This window comes from Pseudomonas sp. LBUM1652 (genome assembly GCF_059716105.1).
In genome coordinates, this window is sequence record NZ_CP166804.1 from 2,529,789 (window position 1) to 2,548,342 (window position 18,554).

The 18,554-nt window shown below is 60.0% G+C and carries 18 protein-coding genes; 11 read left to right on the forward strand and 7 right to left on the reverse strand.

Annotation, left to right across the window (positions count from 1 at the left end; translation table 11 throughout):
- Positions 1-3: 3 nt before the first annotated feature.
- The gene (locus ACA069_RS11550) at positions 4-702 is read right to left on the reverse strand and encodes a CoA transferase subunit A (protein ID WP_401269215.1); all 699 of its coding nucleotides are present in this window, start codon (positions 700-702) and stop codon (positions 4-6) included.
- A 231-nt stretch (positions 703-933) separates the two neighbouring features.
- Between ACA069_RS11550 and ACA069_RS11555 the strand changes: the two genes are divergently transcribed.
- Positions 934-1,809: a LysR family transcriptional regulator gene (locus tag ACA069_RS11555; protein ID WP_497617606.1), complete on the forward strand. Its 876-nt coding sequence runs from the start codon at positions 934-936 to the stop codon at positions 1,807-1,809.
- Between the two features lie 24 nt (positions 1,810-1,833).
- Here the strand turns inward: ACA069_RS11555 and ACA069_RS11560 are convergent, their stop codons facing one another.
- Entirely contained in the window at positions 1,834-2,676 is an 843-nt protein-coding gene (locus ACA069_RS11560; protein WP_497617608.1) for an NAD-dependent protein deacetylase, read from the reverse strand.
- Positions 2,677-2,730: 54 nt separating this feature from the next.
- Entirely contained in the window at positions 2,731-3,777 is a 1,047-nt protein-coding gene (locus ACA069_RS11565; RefSeq protein ID WP_187677080.1) for a class I SAM-dependent methyltransferase, read from the reverse strand.
- A gap of 406 nt (positions 3,778-4,183) precedes the next feature.
- Between ACA069_RS11565 and ACA069_RS11570 the strand changes: the two genes are divergently transcribed.
- Both ACA069_RS11570 and ACA069_RS11575 read left to right on the forward strand, forming a co-directional pair.
- A complete protein-coding gene (locus ACA069_RS11570) occupies positions 4,184-5,023 on the forward strand; it encodes an HvfB family MNIO-type RiPP peptide maturase (RefSeq protein ID WP_497617610.1) in 840 nt (279 codons plus the stop codon).
- The gene (locus ACA069_RS11575; RefSeq protein WP_497617612.1) at positions 5,016-5,759 is read left to right on the forward strand and encodes an HvfC family RiPP maturation protein; all 744 of its coding nucleotides are present in this window, start codon (positions 5,016-5,018) and stop codon (positions 5,757-5,759) included. The genes ACA069_RS11570 and ACA069_RS11575 overlap by 8 nt, the downstream gene beginning before the upstream one ends.
- Before the next feature lie 60 nt (positions 5,760-5,819).
- On the opposite strand, the gene ACA069_RS11580 is transcribed toward ACA069_RS11575, so the two are convergent.
- Both ACA069_RS11580 and ACA069_RS11585 read right to left on the reverse strand, forming a co-directional pair.
- The gene (locus tag ACA069_RS11580; RefSeq protein ID WP_187677083.1) at positions 5,820-7,127 is read right to left on the reverse strand and encodes a sensor histidine kinase; all 1,308 of its coding nucleotides are present in this window, start codon (positions 7,125-7,127) and stop codon (positions 5,820-5,822) included.
- A complete protein-coding gene (locus ACA069_RS11585; protein WP_187677084.1) occupies positions 7,124-7,864 on the reverse strand; it encodes a response regulator in 741 nt (246 codons plus the stop codon). Before ACA069_RS11585 ends, ACA069_RS11580 begins: the two co-directional genes overlap by 4 nt.
- Before the next feature lie 306 nt (positions 7,865-8,170).
- Here ACA069_RS11585 and ACA069_RS11590 point away from each other — a divergent pair, with 306 nt between their 5' ends.
- From ACA069_RS11590 to ACA069_RS11605, 4 genes are all read left to right on the forward strand, one after another.
- The gene (locus ACA069_RS11590) at positions 8,171-8,434 is read left to right on the forward strand and encodes a DUF2790 domain-containing protein (RefSeq protein WP_187677085.1); all 264 of its coding nucleotides are present in this window, start codon (positions 8,171-8,173) and stop codon (positions 8,432-8,434) included.
- Positions 8,435-8,461: 27 nt separating this feature from the next.
- Positions 8,462-8,758, forward strand: coding sequence for a hypothetical protein (locus ACA069_RS11595; protein WP_497617614.1), 297 nt, complete (start codon positions 8,462-8,464; stop codon positions 8,756-8,758).
- 48 nt (positions 8,759-8,806) lie between these two features.
- On the forward strand, positions 8,807-10,018 hold the full coding sequence (locus ACA069_RS11600) for a cytochrome c biogenesis protein DipZ (RefSeq protein WP_497617616.1): 1,212 nt from the start codon (positions 8,807-8,809) through the stop codon (positions 10,016-10,018).
- A gap of 307 nt (positions 10,019-10,325) precedes the next feature.
- Positions 10,326-11,138: a class I SAM-dependent methyltransferase gene (locus tag ACA069_RS11605; protein WP_497617618.1), complete on the forward strand. Its 813-nt coding sequence runs from the start codon at positions 10,326-10,328 to the stop codon at positions 11,136-11,138.
- Between the two features lie 133 nt (positions 11,139-11,271).
- On the opposite strand, the gene pcsA is transcribed toward ACA069_RS11605, so the two are convergent.
- Positions 11,272-11,994 (reverse strand): phosphatidylcholine synthase, encoded by a 723-nt coding sequence (gene pcsA / locus ACA069_RS11610; protein ID WP_103306921.1) that lies wholly within the window; start codon positions 11,992-11,994, stop codon positions 11,272-11,274.
- Between the two features lie 259 nt (positions 11,995-12,253).
- Between pcsA and ACA069_RS11615 the strand changes: the two genes are divergently transcribed.
- The 4 genes from ACA069_RS11615 (at position 12,254) to ligD (ending at position 18,138) form a co-directional block, all read left to right on the forward strand.
- Entirely contained in the window at positions 12,254-13,015 is a 762-nt protein-coding gene (locus ACA069_RS11615) for a tellurite resistance TerB family protein (protein ID WP_401269240.1), read from the forward strand.
- 163 nt (positions 13,016-13,178) lie between these two features.
- Positions 13,179-14,555: an iron-containing redox enzyme family protein gene (locus ACA069_RS11620; protein WP_497617621.1), complete on the forward strand. Its 1,377-nt coding sequence runs from the start codon at positions 13,179-13,181 to the stop codon at positions 14,553-14,555.
- 11 nt (positions 14,556-14,566) lie between these two features.
- Positions 14,567-15,520: a methyltransferase gene (locus ACA069_RS11625; protein WP_497617623.1), complete on the forward strand. Its 954-nt coding sequence runs from the start codon at positions 14,567-14,569 to the stop codon at positions 15,518-15,520.
- 17 nt (positions 15,521-15,537) lie between these two features.
- Positions 15,538-18,138, forward strand: coding sequence for a DNA ligase D (gene ligD, locus ACA069_RS11630; RefSeq protein ID WP_497617625.1), 2,601 nt, complete (start codon positions 15,538-15,540; stop codon positions 18,136-18,138).
- Here ligD and ACA069_RS11635 read toward each other — a convergent pair whose 3' ends face one another.
- Entirely contained in the window at positions 18,139-18,540 is a 402-nt protein-coding gene (locus tag ACA069_RS11635) for a hypothetical protein (RefSeq protein WP_489880005.1), read from the reverse strand.
- Positions 18,541-18,554 lie beyond the last annotated feature (14 nt).

Consider the following 18,554-nt stretch of genomic DNA (forward strand, 5'->3'; position numbering starts at 1 on the left):
GAATTATTTGCGGATGGTGCGCTGTTCGATGCGTTTTTCGAACGTGCCGCAAATGACCCGGTCGACGTAGATGCCCGGGGTGTGGATGTGTGCCGGGTCCAATTCGCCGGGTTCGACGATTTCTTCGACTTCGACCACGGTGATCTTGCCGGCGGTGGCGGCCAGCGGATTGAAGTTCTGCGCGGTGTGACGGTAGATGACGTTACCGAAATGGTCGGCTTTCCAGCCTTTGACGATGGCGAAGTCGCCGGTGATGGATTCTTCCATCAGGTACTTGCGACCTTTGAACTCACGCACTTCCTTGCCTTCGGCAACCGGGGTGCCGACACCCGTGGCGGTGAAGAAGGCCGGGATGCCGGCGCCACCTGCGCGCATTTTCTCGGCGAGGGTGCCTTGCGGGGTCAGGATGACTTCGATTTCGCCTTTGAGCAGTTGCTCTTCGAACAACTTGTTTTCGCCGACGTAAGAGGCGACGACCTTGCTGATCTGGCGGTCGGTCAGCAGTACGCCAAGACCGAAACCGTCGACGCCGCAGTTGTTGGAAACCACGGTGAGGTCGCGGGTGCCTTTGCGCTTGATCTCGGCGATCAGGTTTTCCGGAATGCCGCACAGACCGAAGCCGCCGGCGATGACGGTCATGCCATCTTCAAGCCCGGCGAGGGCTTCCTCGTAGGAACTCACGCGCTTGTCGAAACCTGCCATATGCACCTCTTTTATTATTTGCGGGCGGCTGGCTAGCCGAATGGTTGGAGTGTCGCGCCGGTGGATATATTTGTTAAGTTGATTTTTAAGGTTGATTGATAGATAAAACTCAACAATCCATATCGATTCACTGTAGGAGCTGCCGAAGGCTGCGATCTTTTGGTTTTTGTTTTTCAAGATCAAAAGATCGCAGCCTTCGGCAGCTCCTACATTAAAGGGCGTTCAGCGTTCATGACCATCAAACAGATCCGCGCCTTTCTCGCCGTGGCCCAAAGCCTAAGTTTCGCCGTGGCCTGCGAGCGGTTGCACCTGTCGCAATCGGCGCTGAGCCTGACCATCAAGGCATTGGAAGAGGGCTTGGGCGGGCGCCTGTTCAGCCGCAACACCCGCAACGTCGCACTGACTGCGGAGGGTGAATCCCTGCTGCCGCTGGCCCGACGCCTGATCGCCGACTGGGACAACGCCGAGGACGAAATGCGCCAGCGCTTCAGCCTGCAACGCGGGCGGGTGACGCTGGCGGCGATGCCGTCGTTTGCCGGTAATCTGCTGCCGCCGATTCTCAAGACTTTCCGCGCGCGCTATCCGAACGTCAACGTGACGGTGAATGACGTGATCAACGAGCAAGTGCTGGAAATGGTTCGCGACCGACAGGTGGAGTTGGGCGTGGCGTTCGAGCCGATGCAGAACACCTCGATGACCTTCACGCCTCTTTATATGGATCGCTTTGTGGCGGTGGTGCCGCAGGATTCACCGCTGGCGGATCTTGCCGAAACAGATTGGCAAACCTTGTTGCAGGAACCGTTCATCACCTTGCAACGACCGTCGACGGTGCGGGTGATGCTCGAAGAACACTTGCAGGCCCGGGGCATGAAGCTGCCCGTGGAATTTGAAAGTCATCAACTGGCGACGGTCGGGCGGATGGTTGCCAGTGGGCTGGGCGTCAGTGCGGTGCCGGCATTGTGTGCCGAGCAGATGCAGGAACTGGGTGCGCGATGCCTGACGTTGAATGATTCGGTAGAGCGGGCGATTGGTGTGCTGACCGAGCCGGGCAATGAACTGTCGGCGGCGGCGCAGGCGTTGTTCGATATCCTCAAAGCCGAACATTGATCCCTCCTACAGGGATTTATGTGCTCAGCAGGTCAGGCGTTGCGCCAGCAGCGGCAACAACGCTTCGCAAGACCCCTCAATCTTCAAATCCAGCAAATCATCCGCACGGGTCTTGCCCAGATTGATCGCAATCAACGGCTTGCCACGATCGGCGATCACCCGACACAGGCGAAACGCCGAATAGGCCATCAACGACGACCCCACCACCAGCATCCCCGCCGCATTTTCCGCCGCCGCCATGGCCCGGGCCGCCGTGGGTTGCGCGACGTTTTCGCCGAAAAACACCACATCCGGTTTCATCCGCTCACCGGCGCAATGCGGGCAGTGCGGCACCTGAAACCGCGCTTCGAACGCCGGGTCGAGCAGGGTATCGCCGTCCGGTGCCTGTACTGCGTCGACGCCGGCCAGATACGGATTGTGCATTTCCATCAAGCGCTGAATTGCATCGCGCTCACTGCGCTGACCGCAATCCAGGCACAGCACGCGATGCAAACTGCCATGCAGTTCGATGACGTCGTGGCTGCCAGCCTGATCGTGCAAGGTGTCGACGTTTTGCGTGATCAAAGCGCTGATCCGCCCTTGGCTCTGCAAACCGGCCAGTGCCTCGTGCGCCGCATTCGGCCGCGCCTGACGCACCCGAGGCCAACCGAGCATCGCCCGCGCCCAATAACGACGGCGTGATTCCGGGGCGGCGAGGAATTCCTGATACATCATTGGCTGCCGGCCTCGGCGCACACCGTCGCTGTCGCGGTAATCGGGGATGCCCGATGGCGTGCTGATGCCGGCGCCGGTCAGCACCAGAAAGTCACCATCGGCCATCGCCTGTTGCAGCGTGTCGAGGTGTTCGCGGATCGGGCTGTCGAGCATGGTCAGCGCTCCGGGGAAGACGGTGCCAGCAGGTTAGCACGCGATCCGCGCGACTTACTTGCGCGCCTCCAGAATCAGATTGAACGGTGTTTGCGTGGCGCGTCGGAAGTGATTGAACCCCGCCTCGCTAAACACTTTACGCAGACGCATTTCCCCCGCTTGTGCGCCGAGACCGAGGCCGACTTCCTGGGACAGCGAGTTCGGCGTGCAAATAAACGTCGACGCAGCGTAAAACAAACGTCCGACCGGGTTGATGTTGTCGTCCAGCGTGTCGTTGGCGAACGGCTCGACCAGCAACACCGTGCCGTCCTCTTTCAGCGAGTCGTAAGCGTGACGCGCCGCGCCGACCGGGTCGCCCATGTCGTGCAGGCAGTCGAAATAGCAGATCAGATCGTAGTCATCACCGGGGTAACTTTTCGCAGTGCCCTGGAAAAATTTCGCCCGACTGCCGACGCCGCCTTCTTCGGCGCGTTGCGTGGCAACGGTGACCGACGGTGCGTGGTAGTCGTAGCCAACGAAGCGCGAGTTGGGAAACGCCTGGGCCATGATCACCGTCGAGGCACCGTGGCCGCAGCCGATGTCGGCAACTTTCGCGCCGTTTTCCAGTTTGGCGACGACGCCGTCCAGCGCCGGCAACCATTCGGCGATCAGGTGCCCCTTGTAGCCGGGGCGGAAAAACCGTTCGGTGCCGGTGAACATGCACGGATGGTGATCGCCCCAGGGCAGGGCACCGTTGCCGCGCATGGCTTTGACCAGTTTGTCCTTGTCATGGAAAAACGACGCCACCACGCCCAGTCCGCCGGCGACATACACCGGCGAGTCTTCGACGGCCAGCGCCAGCGCGTGCTCTTCCGGCAGGCGGAACTGGCCATCGTGGTGCTCCATGTAGCCGGAGGCGGCGTGGGCGCTGAGCCATTCACGCACCAGACGGGGGTTGCACGTGGTTTTTGCGGCGAGGGCTTCGGGGCTGATCGGCTGACTGTCAGCCATCGCCCGGTACAAACCGAGTTCTTCGCCGACGATGACATTGGCCAGCATCGCAGCGCCGCCCATGTCGTTGACCAGTTTGCCCATGAATTCGTTGAGTCGGGACTCGTCCATCACATGTGCTCCTGAAACAGGATCACAGTCCGGCGGCGTAGAGGGTCGAGGCATGCGCCACCGGGCGGTGGTCACGGAAACGGGCAGGGCACAACTAAAGTCCTGCAGCCCCCTCGACTGGGTCATGACAGAGTCTAGCCCCGTTTTTGCGACAAACACTGAGCAAAATGCAGGAGTGAGCCTGCTCGCGAAAGCGTTGGGTCAATCACTCCTGATTCGACTGAAGTAACGCTATCGCGAGCAGGCTCACTCCTACAGGGATTTATGCCGATCAGGAGGGGGATGTATCGCTGTGTATCACGTTGGCTGGGGGATACACGCGGCGGCATATATCGGGTTGACTGAACACAGTGGCGATACAGCCGAAGGCTCAACTGGGCAGGCCAATCACCCGAGGTCAGCCCCCATGCAAACCCCTCAATCATCACCGCCACCCAGCGTCGGCCTGGGTCTGCGTCGTGGTCTGTTGAAAGACCTGCAAACCGCACGCACCGGCGATTTCGACTTTCTTGAGGTCGCCCCGGAAAACTGGATCGGCGTCGGCGGTGCCAATGGCGCTGCGTTGCGCGAGCTGGCCGAGCGCTATCCGTTGTCCTGTCACGGATTGTCGCTGTCGCTTGGCGGGCCTGCGCCGCTGGACATCGGTTTTCTGCATGAAGTGCGAGTGTTTCTCGACCATCACCACGTGCAGCATTACAGCGAACACCTGAGCTATTGCAGCGACGACGGCCATCTCTACGACTTGCTGCCACTGCCGTTCACCGAGGAAGCGGTGCACCATGTCGCCGCCCGCATCCGCCAATCCCAGGACATCCTGGGTCGGCGTCTGGCGGTAGAAAACGTCTCCTATTACGCCGCACCGCGTCAGGACATGGATGAAGTGACCTTCACCAACGCCGTTTTGCGCGAGGCTGATTGCGATCTGCTTTTGGACGTCAACAACGTCTACGTCAACTCGATCAACCACGGTTTCGATCCGCAGGATTTTCTGGCCCGGATCGAGCCGGGCAGGGTGGTTGGCATGCACGTGGCCGGGCATTTCGACGAGTCCGATACGCTCAAGATCGACACCCATGGCGCTTCGGTAAAACCGGTGGTGTGGTCGTTGCTGGCCGAGGCCTATGCCCGGTTCGGCGCACGGCCGACGCTGCTGGAGCGGGATTTCAATTTCCCAGCATTTTCCGAACTGGTGGCGGAGCTGCAGACCATTCGCCACCTGCAAAAACAGGAGGTCAGCCGTGGATAATCTTTTACTGCAACAACAGGTGCTGACGCGCTATCTGCGTGATCCCGATCAACAGACACCTCCCCCCGAAATGAACGTCGCACGAGTCAACGTGTACCGCGATCTGGTGTTCAACAATCTCTCGCAATTGTTGAGTGGCACCTTTCCGGTGCTGATCCGGATTATCGGCGATCAGCGCTGGCGCACGCTGGTTCGTGGCTTTTTGCGTGATTACCGTGCGCAGACGCCGAAATTCGGTGAGATTGCCGAGGAATTTTTCGATTACCTTTCGGCAGCCCCGGCAGTGTTGGCCAACTTCCCCGCGTTTGTGCTGGAACTGGCGCATTACGAGTGGGTGGAAATGGTCTTGCAGCAGTCCGACGCCATGCCCTTGCCGTTCACGGATGCGACATTGTTGCTGGAGCGGCCGTTACAGGTATCGGCATTGGCCTGGCCGTTGGCTTATACCTGGCCGGTGCAGTTGCTTGGGCCAGATCACCAGCCCTCGTCACCACCGGCACAACCGACACTGTTGCTGGTACGGCGGGAGGCGGATTTCGGTGTGAAGTTCTCTGAGTTGAGTCCGCTGGCCTGGCGGTTGTTGCAGCGCATTGGTGAGTTGCCGCAGTTGACCGGGCGTGAGCAGTTGCAAGGGTTGGCGCAAGAGGCAGAACAGTTTGCTGACGCGTTGTTCATGGATAACGGTTTGGCGCTGTTGCAGCAAATGCATGAAGACGGCGCCATCGGGATTCTTTAAATCACCTTAAAACACTGTGGGAGCGAGCAAGCTCGCTCCCACAGGTTTATTGCAGTGATCTCAAGATTGCAGCGGTATCCGCAGCTCCGCACACAAGCCACCACCCTCGCGGTTGCTCAGGGTCAGCGAACCACCCAACGCCATCGCCAGTTGCTGGGCAATGGCCAGTCCCAGCCCTGTGCCACCGGTATCGCGGTTGCGCGAGTTTTCCACGCGGTAGAACGGTTCCATCACCTGGGTAAGTTCCGCTTCGGCAATGCCCGGGCCGCGATCCATGACGGTGATCGACAAGCTGCCCTTATTCGCCTCGACCCACACCTCAGCGGCACCGGCGAACTTCAGGGCGTTGTCGGTCAGGTTGACCAGCACCCGGCGCAACGCGTGCGGGCGGGTGTCGACCACCACCGCACTCTTGCCGACCAACTGCACGTCCTTGTCCATGTCCTGATAGTCGAACACCAGGCTCTCGAGGAATGAATCCATGTTGGTACGCCGGCTCTCTTCGGTCGAGCCATGAATGCTGCGGGCGTAGGCCACGCCTTCGCGCACCAGGTGTTCCATCTCGCCGAGGTCGTTGCACAGTTTGTCCCGTTCCGCCGAATCGTCCATGAACTCGGCGCGCAGCTTCATCCGCGTGATGGGGGTTTGCAGGTCGTGGGAGATCGCCGCCAGCAGTTGCATGCGTTCTTTGAGGTAGGCGGCGATACGCGCCTGCATCGCGTTGAAGGCACGGGCGGCGTAGATCACCTCGTTCGGGCCTGTCTCGTCCAGATGGATCGGGTGGGCGTTGGGGTCAAGGGTTTCGACGGCGTTCGCCAGGCGCGTGAGCGGGCGGATGGCGATGCGCACTGCCAGCCAAGTGCAGGCGATCATCAGCGCCAATTGGCCGAGCAGCACCACCGGCAACCAAGGCGACAGCGGTACCATCGCCGGACGCACGTCGATGGTCACCGGGCTGCCGTCGCTCAGGCGCAAATGGCCCTGAAAGTGTTTTTTCGGACCGGGAATGTCGGTGAAGGTCAGGGGGTATTTTTCGCCGATGGCTTCAGTGATCGAAGTGACCGCAACGGGCACATCGGCAGGCTTGATCGGCGTACCGCGGTCACCTTCGCTCAGTAGATAACCGTAGTTTTTCCGCGCCAGACGCTTGAGCCAGGCCGGGCGCTCCTCGGAGGGCAAGCGATCAAGGATCGCAATCGAGGTCGAGACGTCGGTTTCCAGATTGCCCAGCATCGTGTCTTTCGCACTTTGGTAACGCTCGTAATACTGCGCACCGAACGACAGCGCCTGGGCGAGGATCAGCCCTACCAGAAAAATCAGCGACACCCGCGAGGCGAGGGTGCGCGGCCAGTGCAGATTGATGGTCATGCCGTGGCACCGAGGATCTCGACCGGCAGTGAGAACACATAACCTTCGCTGCGCACGGTCTTGATGTACGCCGGTTCACGGGCGTCATCCAGCAGGCGCTGGCGCAGACGGCTGACCAGCAGATCAATCGAACGATCGAACAGGTCGGCGTCACGACCCTGGGTCAGGTTGAGCAATTGATCGCGGCTGAGTACCCGTTGCGGATGATCGAGAAATACCCGCAGCAAGCGATATTCGGCGCCACTCAGCGCCACCATGGTGCCGTCCTTGTCCAGCAGGTGGCGGGCCGAGGTGTCCAGTTGCCAACGGCCGAATGCCAGCAATCGACCGGCTTCGGTGACCACCAGATTCGGCGGCAGCATTCGCGTGCGGCGCAGCACGGCGTTGATCCGCGCCAGCAATTCACGGGCGGCGAAGGGTTTGGTCAGGTAGTCGTCGGCGCCCATTTCCAGGCCGATGATCCGATCGGTTTCATCGTTGCGGGCGGTCAGCATCAAGACCGGCGTGGCTTTGTGCTTGCCGACGCGCAGCTCGCGGCACAACTGCAGGCCATCGTCGCCGGGCATCATGATGTCGAGCACGATCAGGTCGACGGTATTGGATTCGAGAAAACTGCGCATCTGCCGGCCATCAGCAACGACCGTAGTGCGCAGGCCGTTTTTCTTCAGGTAATTGCCGACCAGTTCGCGGATCTCGCGGTCGTCGTCGACGATCAGGATGTGATCGACATGTTCCATGGGGCCAGACCTCTAGCAAAGTGGAGATGACGTGCAGTCTATAGAGCCTGCAACGGCTCGCCTGCCTGCCTTTGTATTGCAGTGTATCCGCCGTGACGACCGATACACGGAGACGCAAAAACACGATTTTTTCAGGGCTTTGTATCGCTGTGTATCCCCCGGTGGCAAGGATACACAACCATTTATACCCGCCGCTTCCCGACACATACGGGATACCTCGTGAGCTTTAAATGAGCTCCATCGAGGCACACCAGACAGCCTCGGCTCAATCAACGATCTATCCATTGAAGCCTTGAGGAAAACACCATGAACAACAAATCCGTAATCGCCGCTTGTCTGTTCGCCGCCCTGAACATCTGCACCCTGTCGGCCCGCGCCGAAGCGGATGTCGCCGCGCAAACCTACACCTACGGCACCCATCTGGATATCCAGAAAGTGATCTCGCTGACACAGGACAACTCGGTGACCTGCGGCATCGTCGATGCGCAAATGACCTACCTGGATTCGGCCGGCAAAACCCGAGTCCTCGATTACAGCAAATTCGCTGACGGCTGCAACAACGACAACTGAGTCATCACCCCTTTCCGGAGCCTCACCATGAATAACGTCTCGCGCTTTCTCACTGCTGTTGCTTTCGCTTTTGCAGGTGTGGCTACCCATGCCAATGCTGCGGTTGAACAGCATAGCTGCAACAGCGGCAGCTGTTTTCAACTGACGCCGATGGCCAAAAAGGCCAGCGACGCCTTGATCGCGGCGGATGGCTCCAGCCGCACACCGCAAGGGCAGATGGTTGCCGCGGACGGCTCCAGCCGCACACCGCAAGGACAGATGGTTGCTGAAATCGGCGCCAGTCACACTCCGCAGGGGCAGTGGCTTGAAAGCCAAAGTGCCTGATGCCCTCGGCACAGGATTCAGTGTTCACATTTATCCAGGGTGACCTTTATGTACCTCATCGCATTCCTCGGCGGTCTGCTGACCGTCCTCAGCCCCTGCATCCTGCCGGTGGTGCCGTTTCTGTTTGCCGGGGCCAATCGCAGCCGTGCCTCGATCCTGCTGACCCTCGGCGGCATGGCCCTGACCTTTGCCTTGATCGCCAGCCTGGCCGTGGTCAGCAGCGAATGGGTGATTCAAGCCAGTAACAGCGGCCGCCACATCGCGCTGATCGTGATGGCGTTGTTCGCCCTGTCGCTGATTTCTGCGCGCATCGGTGACTGGCTGACGCGCCCGTTTGTCATGCTCGGCAACCGCCTCGATCCGGACGCCCGGAACAAGACCGGCCCGATGGGTTCGATCATGCTGGGTGTCGCCACCGGTCTGTTGTGGGCGCCGTGCGCCGGGCCGATCCTTGGCGTGATCCTCACCGGTGCGATGCTGCAAGGCGCCAATGCACAGACCAGCCTGTTGCTGCTGGCCTACGGTGCGGGCAGTGCCTTGTCGCTGGGGACGCTGATTTTCGCCGGGCGTGGACTGGTCAACCGCTTGAAACCATCGATTCCGTTCACGGGTTGGTTTCGTCGTGGTGCCGGTGTTGCGGTGCTCGCTGCGGCGGCGGTGATTTCTACCGGTGCCGATAAAACGCTACTGGCCGGCACCTCCTCCGAGGGCGTTGCCAGCATTGAAAAAAGCGTTCTGGAAAACGTGCCGAAAGTGGTCGATTACTTTGTCAGCAAGGTGCGTGCGGATTCGCTGATGGATGAGAGCAAAGGCGCGATGCCGTCCCTGGCTGGGGCGGTGCAATGGCTGAATTCGCCGGAACTGAGCGCTGAATCGCTACGCGGCAAAGTAGTGCTGGTGGATTTCTGGACCTATGACTGCATCAACTGTCAGCGCACCCTGCCGTACGTCAAGGCGTGGGAGCAGAAGTACGGCAAGGACGGCCTCGTCGTGATTGGCGTACACACCCCGGAATACGGCTTCGAACGGATCATCGACAACGTCAAGGAACAGGTGAAAAAGCTCGGCATCACCTACCCGGTAGCTATCGACAACAACTACGCGATCTGGCGCAACTTCGACAATCAGTACTGGCCGGCCCATTACCTGATCGATGCCAAGGGCCAGATGCGTTACAGCCACTTCGGCGAGGGGCGCTACGAGGCGCAGGAACAGATGATTCAGCAACTGCTGGAAGAGGCCAAGGCGCCTGCTGCCTGATCGGCGAATCTCAATGGCTCATAGGTCACGCACCATGAGCCATTGTTCGTTGTCCCGGCGCGGAAAGATTCCATACGGGGAGCAGGAATGGGTGAATGCCGATTGCTCTGGGCGCTGGCAATCCCTGTGAGTGTTTCGACGGCTTTACAAAATCCCGCCATTCATCGGCGAAGCGCCTGTTTTACAGGCTCGCCGGACGATTGACAGGGACGCCAATCGGACGCGGCGCGATAGTGCAGCAGCAGGCTCAGCAGAACCTGCCACCGCCCGGTCACGTTCGATCCAACCTGTAGCGGAGCACCCATTCATGAGTACCCCGATTGATCTCACTGCCTTGAAGGAACGCCAAAAAGTCGCTTGGGCCAGTGGCGACTACGCCGTGATCGGTACCACCTTGCAGATCGTCGGCGAAAACCTCGCCGAAGCCTGCGACCTGCGCTGCGATGAACAAGTGCTCGACGTCGCGGCTGGCAACGGTAACGCGACGCTGGCGGCGGCGCGGCGGGGGTGTCTGGTCACTTCGACCGACTATGTCGCCGCTCTGTTGGAACGTGGCCAGGATCGTGCCCGAGCCGAACATCTGGACGTGACCTTTCAAGTCGCCGATGCCGAAGCACTGCCGTTTGCCGATAGCAGTTTTGCTGCGGTGCTTTCCACGTTCGGGGTGATGTTCGCGCCGGATCAGGCCTCCGCTGCCACTGAGCTGGGGCGGGTCTGTCGCCCCGGCGGGCGGATCGGACTCGCCAACTGGACGCCGGAAGGCTTCGTCGGCCAGATGTTCAAAACCCTCGGCCGCCATCTGCCACCACCTGCCGGCGCACAACCGCCATCAAACTGGGGTACGGAAGCGTGGCTGCACGAGCACTTCAAGGATAAGGATTTTGTCGTGCAGGTGACCCGCCGCAGCTTCAACTTTCGCTATCGCTCGGCGGCGCACTTCATCGATATCTTCCGGCACTGGTACGGGCCGGTGCACAAGGCGTTTGCGGCGCTGCCGCCGGAAAGCGGTCAGGCGCTGGAAAATGATCTGGCGGATTTGCTGAACCGGTTGAACCGGGCGGGGCAGGACTCGCTGGTGGTGCCAAGTGAGTATCTGGAGGTGGTGGTGACCAAGCGCTAGCCCAGATTCAAAGAACATTCCCTGTAGGAGTGAGCCTGCTCGCGATTGCGGTCATTCAGTCAAAAAATCCTTGGCTGACACACCGCTATCGCGAGAAGGCTCACTCCTACAGGGGGGGGGGTATGGCTCGTACCTATTTCAACTGCGAGCGATCAAACCATTCCAATGCCGTGCGCCAGATGCAGATCCCCAGAAAATATGCCGACATCAGCAACCACAAACCCATCACCATCGGGTTGATTACCGGGTGGTTGAGCACCAGTGAAAGGCTGCACAACAACCAGATCGCCGTCACGGCAATGTTGATGGGCATGAACCGGCGCACCCTGAACGGGTGCAGGAACTTCATCCGCGTCACCGTCAGCAACGCCAGCCCGATCACCGTCAGGAAGGTAATCCACGGCCCAGGCCCGATGATGTACAGACACAACGCAACCACATTCCACGCAGCCGGAAACCCGACAAAGTAGTTGTCCTTGCTCTTCATATTGACGTTGCAGAAGCAGAACAGCGATGACACCAGAATCAGCGACACCGTCAGTAGCAATGTGTAATCGGGCAGCGGAATATAGCGATAGATAAACAGTGCAGGAATGAATACGTAAGTCAGGTAATCGATCACCAGATCGAGGATCGAGCCGTCGAAACTCGGCAGCACCGATTGCACATTGACCTTACGCGCCAGTGCGCCGTCGAGTCCGTCGACGATCAGCGCCACACCCAGCCACATCAAGCAGTGGACGGGCTGGTTTTCCAGCAGGGCGAGGGTGGCCAGAAACGCCGTAACCACGCCGGTCGCGGTAAATCCATGGGCACCCCAGGCCTTGAGCCTGGCAATGTGGACGGTCGATATCACGGGGGCGTTCTCCAGAAAGTAAAACAAGCCGGGTATCACCCTTGAGCAGCAAGGGCGCCGGCAAACCGGGTCGGGGTTGCAGCTATCGACCGGTTTGGCCGGTATAAGGTTCACCATCCTTGAATCTTAGCTGGCCGCAAAAAAATACGTGGGCGAAATCTGTAGGACTTTTCTCTGTCGGCCAAACGGTGCTGGCGCAACCCGCGCAGCGGTCTATCGTTGCCAGACGCAGTCAATGCCAATGCTTGAGGATGACGTCATGAACACCAGCGATTTGCTTGAACAACTGCTGCGGGGAAGAAACTCGGCGGGCCAGCAAAGTGGCACTTCGGCCGGCGACGGCCTGGGCGGTCTCGGTGGTTTGTTGGGCGGTTTGCTCGGTGGTGCGGGCTCCACCGGTACACGTGGCGGATCTGCGGCCGGAGGGCTTGGCGGTCTGGGTGGCTTGCTCGGTGGACTGCTCGGCGGCGGTGGCGGTGGCGGTTTGGGCGGTGCGTTGGGCGGCGGCGCGGGCACGCAAAGCCGTTCAGGCGGGACCAATTACGCAGCGCTGGCGTCTTTGGGGATGATGGCGTTCCAGGCGTATCAAGCCTGGCAGCGCAGCCAGGCCAGCAACGCACCGCAACAGACGCCACAGACGGCCAATCTGCTGGCCGGCCCGGAAATCGAAGAACACAGCCACGCCGTGTTGTGTGCTTTGATCGCTGCAGCCAAGGCTGACGGGCGCATCGATGAGACGGAAAAACACCTGATCAGCAGCGAAATCGGCAAGCACACCGAGGATCCCCAACTGCAGCAATGGCTGGATGCAGAGGTCGCCAAACCACTCGACCCCAACGAGGTCGCGCAGTCCGCAAACAACGACCCGGCGGTAGCCGCCGAAATGTACCTGGCCAGCGTGATGCTGGTGGATGACCAGCAGGACGCCGAGCGTAACTACCTGGATGAACTGGCGGCGGCGTTGCAGATTGATCCTGAGTTGCAGGTGCATCTGGAGCAGCAGACCAAGGGCACGGCATAAACCAAGACCGAAATATCGCAGCCTTCGTCAGCCACTCCAAGGGCGGAGGCTCGCCGTCCGTCCGGGCAATTTTCACGTCGATTGAATTTTTGGCACGCGCCGCCTCTCTGCTGCTGTAGAGGCGTACGAAACAGCGTCCTGCCAACCGACCGAGAACTTTGCCATGACTGTCCTGACACCCCTGCAATCTGTGCCAGCCCAAGCACAAGCGATGGATCCCGCCGGAAATATCCGTGGCATTTATGAAACGCTGTTGCGGGCGGAAAACTCGCAAACCCTCGCGCAATCATTTTTGAATGAACAGTTGCAACTTGCCACAGAGTTGCCCGAAGAGCTGCCGCAAGACACATCTGCCTGGCACACGTGGGTCGCCGCGCACTGTGCCGATGTTGCCCGCCAGTACGCGGACTATCTGCAACAACGCAAGGCCGGCGGCCCCCGCCAATTCTTCACCAGCAAGGCCCACGCGCTGTATTTTCTGCAAGCGGTGGCGCCGACCAAGCTGGTTGACGGCGCCTGGTTATACGGCTTGTTGCAGCACTGGCGTGACCCGCGTTTCAGCGGTTTGCTGTGCACCTATCTGGAAGAACTCGGCGAGGGCAATCCGGCACAGAACCATGTGGTGATCTACCGCAAACTGCTGGCCGAACACGACCTTGAGCATGCCAGTCCGCTTGATGATGAACGTTACCTGCAAGGCGCGCTGCAACTTGCGCTCGGCGCCTGCGGTGATGAGTATTTGCCGGAGGTGATCGGATACAACCTGGGTTACGAACAACTGCCGTTGCACTTACTCATCAGCAGCTACGAACTCAGTGAACTGGGCATCGATCCGTACTATTTCACCCTGCACGTGACCATCGACAACGCCAGTACCGGCCATGCGCAAAAAGCCGTGCAGGCCGTGCTGGATCTGTTGCCGCTTGAAGCGGATCGCGCTGATTTCCTGCGTCGGGTGTCGCTGGGATATCGACTCAATGATCTGGGGCAGGGCAGTCGCGCGATCATTGAAGGGTTTGATCTCGAAGGCGAATTGCTCGCGATGCTCGAACGCAAGTGCCCGTTCGCCCAGCACATGCACTCGGACTATTGCCGCTTCGAGGGCAAAACCGTCAACCAATGGCTGGCCGAGCCGGAACATTTGCTCGGTTTCCTGCAAACGATGCAGGACAAAGGCTGGATCAAACGCCACGAGGACCCACAGAACAGTCGCTTCTGGCAATTGATCGATGGCGATGGCGCGGCGATGTTCGGCGTATTCAGCGCCTACGAAAAGCAACTGGTGCACGACTGGATAGCCGGTGACTGGAAATCCGCGAAAAAAGCCACCGCATTGCGCCGACGCGCGCCGGCCAACTCACCGATCGAGGTGCCGGAACAGGATCCCGATGTGCAGCAGCTCAACGCCGCGCTGGAAGGACTGGATGGCCACGCACAAATGGCAGCGCTCATCCCCTGGCTCGCGCCAGCGCGGCATGCGCATCCCGCCGGGCTACTCGCAACCCGCCGGTTCATCGAACTCAAATCTTGTCTGCCATAAGGACATCATCCATGAATCAGGAAGAACAACTGTCCACCAATGACCTCGTACTGTTGCAATTGGGACGGCGTTTACAGGCCGACGGCTACCGTTTCACCACGCCGACGCCGCTGACCCATCAGCGAGTCAACCAGCGCGACGAGGGCCAGTTCGCCGATTCGCTGCGTGATGTGTTTGGCTGGTCGCGCCCCTTCGAACCGGGCTTGCTGTCTGCTGACGAACAACGGCAATTGCAGGATGCCCAGGTCATTGATAGCTATGAAGGCCATCTGAAAAGTCGTGTGCGCTGGTCGAGTCTGGACGACTTGCTGTTCGTGCATTCGGCTTTCCCCACCGACGCGGCCGATTCGGTTTTCTTGGGTCCGGATACCTATCGTTTCGCCCAATTGATTCACGCGCACCTGCAGCAGAATTTTGCGCCAATCCATCGCGCCGTGGACATCGGTTGCGGCGCCGGTGTCGGCGCGATCCTGATCGGCCGCGCCCGCCGTGAAGCACAAGTGCTGGCGCTGGACATCAATCCCGCCGCGCTGCGCCTGACCACGATCAACGCCGCACTGGCGGAAGTGGCCAACGTCCAAGCGCACGCCAGCGACCTGTTACAGGGTGTCGATGGCGACTTCGACCTGATCGTCGCCAACCCGCCGTACATGGCCGATCCGGCCGCGCGAGCCTATCGACATGGCGGCGGAACGCTGGGGGCCGGACTGTCACTGCGTATCGTCGAGCAGGCACTCAATCGGCTCACACCGGGCGGGTCGTTGCTGCTTTACACCGGGGTGGCGATGGTGGATGGCCGTGATCCGTTTCTGGATACCGTGCTGCCGCGACTGGATGAAACGCGCTTTGGCTGGACCTACCACGAAATCGATCCCGACGTGTTCGGTGAAGAATTGTTGAACCCCGGTTATCAGCGAGTCGACCGGATTGCCGTGGTCGCATTGACCGTGACCCGAATCGGCTGAAACAAGGCAGGTGCGTCATGAGCAGGAATCTCGACGACTACAACCGCATGCGCGACTTCTCGGCAACGTCGGAACCGGCCGCCGTCAAGCGCTCGGGCAAGAAGACTGCTGCGGATCACGCCTTGCAGTTCTGCATCCAGAAGCATGACGCCTCGCACCTGCATTACGACTTTCGCCTGGAGCTCGATGGCGCGCTGAAGAGCTGGGCGGTGCCGAAAGGGCCCTCGCTTGATCCGAAGGTCAAGCGTCTGGCGGTGCATGTCGAGGATCATCCGCTCGATTACGCGACGTTTGAGGGCAGCATTCCCGAGGGGCATTACGGCGCCGGGGACGTGATTGTCTGGGATCGCGGTGTGTGGATTCCGCTGGAAGATCCGCAAAAGGCCTACGCCAAGGGCAAGCTCAAGTTCGAGTTGCAAGGCGAAAAACTCGCCGGGATCTGGAATCTGGTCCGCACGCACATGCCTGGCAAGAAGGAGAACTGGTTTCTGATCAAGCATCGGGACAATGCCGCCCGACCGCAGGATGATTACGACGTATTGGTCGCCGAGCCGGACAGCGTGCTGAGCGAGCGCACTCTGGTCGATAAACCCAAGCTTGCGGCCAAGCAGGTCAAGCCCCTGGAGAAGACCGCAGCCAAACCTCGCAAAAAGGCGTCGGGCACACTGACGGGCGCACACAAGGCAAAAATCCCTTCGCAACTGAAACCGGAACTCGCGACCTTGGTCGACAGCGCGCCGGAAGGGGATTGGAGCTACGAGATCAAGTTCGACGGCTACCGGATCATGGCGCGAATCGATCATGATCAGGTGCAGCTATTCACCCGCAATGGCCACGACTGGACGCACAAGTTGCCGAAACAGGCCGAAGCGTTGGCCGCGCTGGGCCTCGAATCCGCCTGGCTCGACGGCGAAATGGTGGTTGCCAATGAGCAAGGCGTGCCGGATTTTCAGGCGCTACAAAATGCTTTTGATTCCGGCAGCAGCGCCAACATCCTTTATTACCTGTTCGACTTGCCTTACCTCAACGGCGTCGACCTGCGTGAAGTACCGGTTGAGGAACGGCGCGCGGCGCTGGCCACGGTGCTCGGCGCCCATGAACAACCCCTGCTGCGTTTCTCCGAAGCCTTCGATGAAACCCCGGATGCACTGCTCAACAGCGCCTGCCAGATGAAGATGGAAGGCCTGATCGGCAAGCGCATCGGCTCGCCGTATGTTTCGCGCCGCAGCAGTGACTGGATCAAGCTCAAGTGCAAACACCGCCATGAATTCGTGATCGTCGGTTACACCGATCCGAAGGGTTCGCGCAGTGCCTTCGGCGCATTGCTGCTGGCCCTGCATGATCGCGACAGTGGCGAGTTGAGATATGCCGGCAAGGTCGGCACCGGTTTCAATGAAACAACGTTGAAAAGCATTCTTGCCCAGCTCAAACCATTGCAGGTGAAGACGGCGGCGGTGGTCAATCCGCCCAGCGGTTTTGAAGCCAAAGGCGTGCACTGGCTCAAACCAAAACTGTTGGCGGAAGTGGCGTTCGCCGAAATGACCAAGGACGGCTCGGTACGCCACGCGGTGTTTCATGGTTTGCGTGATGACAAGCCGGCCAAGGGCATCACCGAGGAGCGAGCGAAGGCCGTGAAGACACCTGAGAGCAAAACCGCCGCAAAGAAAGCGCCGAAAAAAGCCGCCGCCAGCAAACCGGCAACGACTGAGACCGCGCCATCGCAACTCGGCCTGGCCAACGGCAAGGTACGCATCACTCATCCGGATCGGGTGATCGACGCTGTCAGTGGCACCACCAAAATGCAACTGGCGGAGTATTACGCCAGCGTCGCCGAATGGATCCTGCCGCAACTCAAGGATCGCCCGGTGGCGCTGGTGCGTGCGCCGGACGGCATCGCCGGTGAACTGTTCTTCCAGAAGAACGCCGAACGTCTGGCGATCCCAGGCATCACCACGCTGGACAAGGACGTGACCGGCCAACCGGTCATGCTGATCAACAACGCCGAAGCGCTGATCGGCGCGGTGCAGATGAGCACCGTCGAACTGCACACCTGGAATGCCACCACGGTTGATCTGGAAAAGCCCGATCGCTTTGTCCTTGATCTCGACCCGGATCCGGCGCTGCCATGGAAAAGCATGGTCGAAGCCACTGCGCTGACCCTGACGGTGCTGGATGAATTGGGGCTCAAGGCTTTCCTCAAGACCAGCGGTGGCAAGGGTATTCATTTGGTGGTGCCCCTGACCCGCAAGCTGGGCTGGGATGAGGTCAAGGACTTCAGCCACGCGATCGTCAGTCACATGGCAAAGCTATTGCCAGACCGGTTTTCGGCGGTTTCCGGGCCGAAAAATCGCGTCGGGCGGATCTTCATCGATTACCTGCGTAACGGACTCGGCGCTACTACGATTTGCGCTTATGCCGCGCGGACGCGCGAAGGCTTGCCGGTCTCGGTGCCGCTGTTTCGCGAGGAGGTGGCCGAGATCAAGGGGGGCAATCAGTGGAATGTGCACAACGTGCATGAGCGCTTGGCGGAGGTTGGCGACGAGCCATGGGCGGACATGAAGAAAACCCGTCAGAGCATCACCGCCGAGATGCGCAAACGGGTCGGCATGAAAAAGTGATCAGGTGTCGCGCAGCAAGTCGTGGGCGTTGAGCAGTTCGAAGGCGATCTCGGGGTTGTTGTTGAGACTACGACGAATCGCTGCCGGGATAGACTTTCGAGTCTTGCGGCAGAGCCCTGGAAGTTCCTCGATCTGAATATCGATGCCCAACATGGTGCGTACTTCGTGGAAACCTGGCGAGACTTCGACACGAATACCCAACTGCTCGAACATACGTTTTTGCAGATGCTGGAGGTCGGCGAGGTCTTTGAGTTGTTCCAGGCGCGCGAGGAGGATTTTTTCTTGCTCGCGGGTCAGCAGCAAGATGCGCAAATCCGCATCCGGCATTTCCAGCAACGGATCGCGCCCGCAATCGCAGGCGCCGGGCGGGCAGGGTGAGCGCATTGGCGCAAGAGTCGTCATGGCCTCCATCATAG